Source organism: Acidovorax sp. GW835-FHT14G06 (assembly GCF_058793595.1).
In genome coordinates this window covers 541780-550061 of sequence record NZ_JBXAGA010000002.1, presented here as the reverse complement: position 1 = coordinate 550061, position 8282 = coordinate 541780, and the positions used below count along the sequence as shown (strand labels likewise).

At 57.4% G+C, this 8282-nt stretch carries 4 protein-coding genes; 1 reads left to right on the top strand and 3 read right to left on the bottom strand.

Features of this window, described 5'->3' with window-relative positions; genetic code table 11:
* The first annotated feature begins 202 nt into the window (after positions 1-202).
* Positions 203-4879 carry a hypothetical protein gene (locus tag AC1Q64_RS05155; protein ID WP_492250675.1) on the top strand — a complete coding sequence of 1559 codons (4677 nt, stop codon included), beginning with the start codon at positions 203-205 and terminating at the stop codon, positions 4877-4879.
* 375 nt (positions 4880-5254) lie between these two features.
* On the opposite strand, the gene AC1Q64_RS05150 is transcribed toward AC1Q64_RS05155, so the two are convergent.
* The 3 genes from AC1Q64_RS05150 to AC1Q64_RS05140 form a co-directional block, all read right to left on the bottom strand.
* Complete coding sequence (locus AC1Q64_RS05150; RefSeq protein WP_492250674.1) at positions 5255-6067, bottom strand: NYN domain-containing protein; 813 nt, start codon at positions 6065-6067, stop codon at positions 5255-5257.
* 25 nt (positions 6068-6092) lie between these two features.
* Entirely contained in the window at positions 6093-6350 is a 258-nt protein-coding gene (locus tag AC1Q64_RS05145) for an AbrB/MazE/SpoVT family DNA-binding domain-containing protein (RefSeq protein ID WP_492250673.1), read from the bottom strand.
* A gap of 112 nt (positions 6351-6462) precedes the next feature.
* The gene (locus tag AC1Q64_RS05140) at positions 6463-7809 is read right to left on the bottom strand and encodes a tyrosine-type recombinase/integrase (protein WP_492250672.1); all 1347 of its coding nucleotides are present in this window, start codon (positions 7807-7809) and stop codon (positions 6463-6465) included.
* Between the last annotated feature and the right edge of the window lie 473 nt (positions 7810-8282).

Below are 8282 nucleotides of genomic sequence, written 5' to 3'. Positions count from 1 at the left end.
AAGGCACTACACTTATCCACAGCCGACCTTCACAGGTTGGCCATTAGCCCTGGCTCAAAATTCAATCGGCACGGTGGCTCAATTTTGAATCGGCGCCAACAGCATCCGCCCCAACAGGAGCCAATCGAGCGTCTTTGACAGCGTCCAGAAGCCCGGCGACGCCTCAGACGAGGAGACTATCGAACTTATTCGCCGCCTGCACGTGCTGCCCACCGACTTGCAGTTTGCGCATTCCGAGGATGAAAATCAAGCCATCGCGCAGTGTCGTCGCCTGCTTGCATCTGGCCGCGACGATGAAGCGCAAGCTCTTTGGGACAACCTCATCAATGTCGCGAAGGGCGTGCGGCTTCGCAGCGGGACCATCACCGTACTGGACCTGTTGTCCAGGCTCCGCAGCAAGTTTGGACTCCGCCATCATCCTGACTTTGAGCGCGACTGGGAGACCCTCTCCAACATTACGGCGGATTGCAAGGCACGCATCGAGACGAATCTGCCTTCAGGTTATGTCGTGCCTCGCACTACTGAGATTGCTTCGCTTCAGGCAGCGATCGCCGATAACCCGATCTCGGTGGTCTTCGGGGAGTCGGGCTCGGGCAAATCGGCGTTGGTCAAGTCGGTGTTGGATGACACGTATCCGTCCTGGAAGCAGGTGTGGTTCGGGCCAGAGGAGCTGAAGACAGCGCTCAGTGCTGCCCGCCGCAGCGCACTTCCACTGGGGCACGAACTGTCGCTGGTACTGAACGCGACGGTGAACCAGCAAAACGTGCTGGTCATAGACTCCGCGGAACGCATCGAGGACGGCGAATTCGTCGTCTTCCGCCAACTGCTCCGAGCCATCATTCCGCATGAAGGCGCAACGACCGAAGACGCGTGGCGGGTCTTAATCGTTACGCAGACCCAGAGTTTGATCGAGGGCGAAGACACAATGCTTGGCGGGTGGCATGCGCGTCTCATCGAGGTCGAACCGCTACAGAGAGATGCCGTCAAGCTTGCGCTTCTGCCCTCACCCGCTTTGGGCTGGTTGGCGGCGCACGACGACACCATCGCGGCGCTGACGAACCTGCGGACATTGGCATGGGTCATCAATGCGGGTTCGACCTTGGCTGCTACCTCGGGTGGGCTGGCGTCTCACGCTGCAATCGCCGATCGTCTGTGGAAATACTGGACGAAGGATCTTGCAGACGTGCAAGCATTGATGATGCGCCTTGCTCAGCGAGAGGCGTCGTTCGAGCGAAGCTTCGCGCTGACTGACTTGGACCCGGCGGAAACGGCAACGTTCACGCAGCGGCCTCACGAGCTTCCTTTGCGCCTGAACGAGCGCACCAACCGCGTCGAGTTTGATCACGATCTGGCGGCGGATTGGGCCCGCTTTCAATTCCTGAAGCAGATTTGGACTAACACTCCGCAGTGGGCTGCCCTGGCTAGTAGTCCGCTCTGGACGAACGCGCTTCGGATGCTGGGCCAATTCCTGCTTCGACAGTCTTTCGAGACTGGCTCGGCCTGGGACGTTGCCTTCGCGTCGTCCGAGGCCGCGAAGAACGACCTGGCTGGCTACGTTCTCCTTGACGCGCTTTGCTTGGACCCCGACGCCGAACGTTTCCTGACCGAGCGCGTTGACCTCCTGCTCGGAAACGACGCAAAACACCTTACACGGCTGCTCCAGCGTTTCCACCATATAGCGACGGTGCCGACGGGCGGCGGAAAGGGGCCGGATGCGGCGGTCAGCGTGTATATGGAAGCGCAGTACCGCTCGCTTGTGTTCGGCCGTTGGCCACCCGTTCTCCGGTTCCTCATCGCTCAACGAGAGCGACTGGCTGGGCTAGTTTCTTCCTCCCTCGCCAAGGTCATCCAGTCTTGGCTGATGAATACGCCGTACACCATAGGCGATAGGCCGACGCCATTCCGTCGTGAACTGGCTGAGATGGCACTCGCGATGGCAAGGACAGTGCAGGTCCAGAAAGGCCACGGAGTGATGTACGTGACGCGAGAATCGCTGCTTTATACAGCACCAATGGCTGGAGCAGCCGATCTGCCCGTAGAGGTCAAGCACTGGGCGCTTGAACTCGCTGGACGCCGTGAGATCGACGCTGACGTCAAACGGCGCGTCGCCGAGGTTCAGCTGCAGCAAGCGAAGGCGCACTCTGAGCGCCTGAAGACCGATGCCAAATACAAGGCGCGCCATGAACAACGAAAGCAGATACCGCCCTCTCTCGGATCATTCCGAGATCGATTGCCGCCTTGGCCGCTAGGAGCGAGCAACCGGATCGACATGGATTTCCGGAACGCATGCATCAAGGAGAACGGCATTCAATCACTGATGCGTGCGCAGCCTGAGCTGGCGGCCGAATTGCTGCTCGCACTCATCATTGATGACCAACCGGAGCGGGAATACGGGTCCGGGCGATCTGAGTTAGACCTCGGCCTCAACTTCGCCCAGGACTCATATCCCACGGCCTTCTGGAAGAGCCCCTTCTTCCCCTTCCTCCAGTTGGCCCCGAAAATTGCACTCAAAGCGCTCATTGCGCTGGTGAATTTCTGCACGGAGCGCTGGGTAGCCCAGGTAGTGGGAGGTCGAAACGGGGAGACTCCAGAGGTGACGCTGCAATTCGCGGATGGTTCTGCGAAGACATTTCCTGGCGGGTGGCAAGTGTTCAACTGGCCACAGTCTAATCACACAGGCCACGGAAACCTGTTCAGCGCGCTGGATGCTCTAGAGCGCTGGCTTACGCTAAAGCTCGACGCGAATGATGACATCACCGCTGATATCGCGCAGATTCTTCAAGAGGGAAATTCAGCAGCGTTTGTAAGCGTGCTTCTCAACGTCGCCAAGTATCGGCCGTCACTTCTAAAGGAACCTCTCGCGCCCCTGACCACGTGCCCCAGAATGTTACGCTGGGACAGCACTCGCGTAGAGCAAGTTGGCTACAGCTTCGACGCCGGGAGCTGGCTCCGTTACGGCCAGGCTGTATTCGACTTCGCGCGTGATTGGACCTTGGCGCCCCATCGTCAGCGGAGATTCCTCGATCTCCTCGTCGAACTCCTATTGTCAGACGACGACATCGCGAGGCGTTTTAAGGCGCTGCTCCCGACCTGGACACTACCTGAGGACCCGAAGGCAGCGCTGGAATCTAAGCTGGACTTCGCAAGGCTTGATCGGGCTAACTATCCGACCGACATCGATCTGGCAACGAGCACCAATGACTATGGATTCGTGTGCCCCGACGAACTACGTGACGAGGTGTTGTCGTGGCAAACCGCCGCCGCGCCAGCACTTTCATACATCCTCGTGCCGGATCGGTGTGAGCAGCGACTACGAGGAGGCCAGCCGCTCAGCGACGACGAGGCCGCGTACCTCTTCAGTCTGATCCAACAGTGCGAAGTCGAAGCAGAGAGCGAAGATCCGGATGCGAAATCGAGGTGCCGTTCAGCTGCTGCTAGCACGCTCGTCGCATTGGGTGGCGGATGGCTCGCCCAGAACGATAACGCGCAGAAACATGCGTTCGAAATCGTGCGCGCAGTCGTGGCGGCCGTTCCATCGACAGGAGAAGAAATTCGTGGGCAGCGCATGGAAAATCTCACCGACGAGCTGAAGTTCAGCGCCTACGCTGTCATGCATCTGTGGCTCGCCAATGGACCGGGCGTCCAAGAATGGGAAACCGCCGTCTTGAGCCTTCTGACAAGCGGCGATGCGAGAGCGATCGACGTTGTCGTCGGTGTCGCCTACGCGAATCGCGAGCAGCTTGGCCCAGCCTGGTGGCGACTGCTCCGCGCTGGGCTTTTCTGGTCAGGCCTTGTTCTACTCACTCCACGTCACGGCGATGGCGGCGATACAGAGCGAGCCTGGACGGTATGGCTCGCGCGGCTGCGACGCTTTCCGCTTCGTGGACCGAACGCCACGCCGGACGATCTCGATTTCAAGCGTGTTGCCGAGGGCCAGGAACGGTTGGAATTTCGGCGTCTAATGCGGATCTACGACGCCAGCGACCAGAATTGGCGCAGGAAGCCAGAGCGCGACCGTGGCGGCCTGCTCGATACTCATTTTCTCGGCGCCCTGTTTCATTGGCTTATCGAAGGCGAGGGCACGGGCCACCGCGATCTCGACACGCGCTTGGTGCTACGCATCTGGGACTACGACGTCATGCGCGCCAAGGCCCGCGCGAAGAAGGAGTACGGCGAATATGGCTTACCGAGCCAGAACCTCGGCTATAACGTCCTTCAAAAGCTCGGCGCGCTTTCGATTGCGGCTCCCGCTGGAGAAGATCCCGCAGTCTGGAAGCCCGTTCTCGCCCACGGTCCAGTCGCGCATTACGCGTTGCAGCATTTCATCAGCGGCTTCTTCCAGCGCCTCCGAATAGGTGATGACCCGGTAGCATTCGAGCGCGTATGGCGCGCCGCTGCTAAGTACGGCCTCGCTGCCGATTGGTCTCAACCTGGTCTCTGGTACCGCGGCCTGCGCTTGATCTGCGACCTGCTTGGTTTCGGGAACGAGAATGCCCTGTCCCGTCTGAGCCCGGGCGCAGCTCTTCGGATGAAGGAAGTCTACGAACGTTGGGCAGCGGAGCACCTGGCTCGGGACGAAGAGTGCTTGAAACGGTTCTGCCATTTCCTCACAACAACGTTTGGAACTCCGCTTCGGCTCGACGGCCTTCGCTGGGTCGCAGAGATGCTGAAGGCTTGCGATCTTTCCAGGCCTTGGTATCGCGACGGTACGAGCGAAGCATTGATCGATTTGGTAGCAGTTGCATTGAAGTCTGACGCGGCAGCCTTGTCTCAGCACGCTCAATCGCGGCAGGCGCTTATCGAGATCGCTGCCGCACTTGCAACTATGAACATCCCGACGGCCTTGGCTCTCCAAGAGCGTATCAAGCATCTGCGGTAACTGCTTCGAAGCATGCAAAATCGAGGGATTGACCGGCTGACCAGGGTTGGGATCCCCGGTTCAGGTAGTGGAGAAGCGATCACTGGAGCAGCGCAATCCGACATGTGAGAGCACTGCGGCTGCAATGCCTCGCAGAGGCGACATTCGGGTCGGCGTCTGTCGCCGAGCCGAACGACTTCTTGATGCCAAATAGCGTGAGTCCGCTCAGCAATGACCACTGACCGCAACCGCTGAGCAGCCGTCATCAGGACGCACAACCGACGTCCATTCAACCCGTTTGCAAGAGATCATGATTCCCCTACGCCGATACGTGGAGAGGCTAGAGCAGCCCCGTGGAATCAGCTCAAGGAAACACTGACCTTACTCAGTTCCCTTTCAAATATCGGCGGGTATCGCCGAATTCTCTATAGCAGGTAATGATGCCAAACGCACTGTCCAGTGCCCTCCTGTCTCTTGCTGCACAGCTAATAGGTCATAGGTATGAAGCATGTCTACCAAGCCCGAATGACCGTAGATTTTTGGAGAAAACGCTGGGTCCATACGTTTTAGGTACAGGCCCAACGGACCAAGATGAACCTTTCCGTCAGACGTGTCGCTAGCCAAAAGAGTCACCGCTTCAACAACAAATCGTGGCCGTCGTTTGACAGGGGACTTGGGCTGCTCAACTTTTGACACTGAGCCGTTGGTCGATGATGAATCATTGGTGCTTTGCGACGAATGCTCTGTGCTTGGCAGCACAGGAGGGACTGGCCGGACCCACTCAAAAAACTGGTCACTCGCGTTTCGCAGAGCGTCCGGGGATTTGGCCTCTCCAACGATACATACAGTCGCGCCACGCTCGCGCAACTTACGACAAAGGTAGGCAAAGTCTGAGTCGCTGGTGACCAAGCAAAAAGTATCGGCCCGCTGATCAAACATAGCCTCCATAGCATCAAGCGCTAGGGCAATGTCTGATGTGTTTTTTCCAGGTGCATATTGGTACTGAAGGCACGGCGTGAAGGCCAGGCGTACCAGAGCCTCCTGCCATTTATTCGCCAAGGTCGCGTGATTGCCATAACCTCGGCGGAGGACCACGCGACCAAACTGGGCGACGACGCGTAGAGCGTATTCAAGTATTTCAGGTGAGGTGTTGTCGCAATCAACGAGTACCGCTACGCGGGCTTCAGGGGCGATCTGCGGTGTGCTCATGCAATGATTGACCATTCCCAAAGATTCACAGTAGTTCTCTACCCACTGGCCCGCTCATCGTGAACATGTCAGCCTTGGCGGCTGCCAGCGCTGCTGAGTCGGTTTGGGAAATCAACTCATCCAGCGTGTAGCGTGGTGGAGCCTTGGGTTGAATGATCAAACGGCCGTTTTCGATCGCGATGCTCACAGATGAGCCAGCGTCAAGATGCAGCACTTTGAGAAACTCTGGCGGAATGGTCAGCATGACTGAACTGCCTACATCGCGCAAAGGAGTGGTGTACATGAGTCGCTCCGGCCTGAGTGCTTTTGAATGAATGTGCATCTTGCAAAGGTACTGTGTGGCATCGCAGCCAACCATGCTCTTGCAAACGCAATGAATGTAAACGAGATGTCGGTCAGCGGCTTACTTCTACCATCTCATCCAACACCACATCTGCAACAGCAACACCCGCGAGCTTGAGGATATGCCTCTCAATGGTCAGTGCGAATGGCCGCAAGTCATCCAGAGGCAGGATGGCATATCCATCAGCAGTCCCAGATGGCCTATGGCCCTGCATTTGGTCAACAGCTCCATGGGGAGCTACTGCACGTCCACGCTGCTTGTATGCGCGACGCAGACCATGCAGCGTAAGGTGATCTATACCCGCCGCCTTGAGTGCCTTGGCAAGGCTGGCACGAGCATCAACGATATGTCCACGCTTTCCAGTGGCCGCGAAGATGAACTCATTGATTTTTGGCTGGGCACTCAGCAGCTTCGCGAGGAACGGAGTAAGCGGTATCACCCGCGTGCCCTCGACTTTGTCTGCCACGGTCAGCTTCATCCAGCGGAAATCCACATCCACCCATTTCAAAGCCGCAAGCGCTTCTTTACGCAATCCAGTTAAGAGCAGAGCCTGCAGGTACCGCGCCGCTGTTCGGTTCGGAAGGCGGTCAACGGCATTCCACCACGGCACCATCTGCGCGGTTTCGAGCACATCTGTGCGCCGCGTCACTGGCGGCAAATTCTCCAGAATCGCAGCAGAGCGACCGGCATCCCGGTTAGCAATTCGACGATACGCCGGGCGGCCAGAGCACCAGCGCAGTAAGCCATTTATCATCATCAAAGCTCTGGTCGCCTGGTGCCGACCGCGCAGTGACTCACGCTCATACCAACGCTGAAGCACATCCTCGTCTACGGATGCCAACGGAAGGTCCATAAGAGGAAACAGAGGGCCTGGCTTGGTCAAGCCTGGACCACGCTTTTTCTTGACACCACCTGGGCTAGCCATAGAACGTAGATCAGCAAGGTAGCGAGGTTTCCAAGCGTCTTTACGCTTGGGTTTGCCCTCCAATAGGTAGAGCTCCCAGACATCCCCAACCAGAATCGACTGGGCTGCAGCCTGCTCAGCCTCCTGCTGGACGGTCTTCGCGAGCTGGGCTGCTTTTTCAGCTTCGCCAAGCCTGGGGTCAACACCTTGCTCTGTCAGCCCCCGCAAACGGTGGGCCTCAGCGCGTGCATCGGCAATGGAGATCGTGGGCCACTCACCAAGAGCACGGGTGAAAAGTTTGCCTTTGACCCGAGTCTCAAACTGCCAGTGCTTTCCACCAGCAGCAGTCACTCTGAGACGTAGTCCTTTTTTCTCTGCATCCTTGATGAGACCGAACGATTTGTCAGGTGGGCAGACCGCGCGATCAAGCAAGCCATGAGTCAGGTCGTGAGAGACGGTGAAATCGATGATCGCGTTTTTGCTGGGGCGTGCCATGAAGCCATGTCCGTAAAATTTACAGACATTTTACAGACTAGCAGTGTCAATTTTTATACATTCAAATCAACACCAATGTTTGTATCGCCTTCTTGTTTTGGATGTATGTTGTTGTTTTATATAGGATTAGCAACACACATCAATTTCAATCAACACTATAAACATCTCATTCGTAATGAGAAGGTCGGGTGTTCGATTCATCTCTCCGGCACCAAATGAAAAGCCCTGATTCGCAAGAGTCAGGGCTTTTTTCTTGGCCACGCCCGGCGCAAGAAATCTGACTGCTGCAGCATTGCAAGAACTGCCGGTGCACCGCGCAGCTCAACGCCCTGCCGGGAAATGCAACACAGCACCAAGAGCAGCACACAGCCCAGTAGCCCCAACCATCGTCAACAATGGTGTCTCATGCGTGTTGCGCTACCCTGATGGCAGCTTAACTGTTTGCAAACATCAGCGACTGATGCAGACTGCGT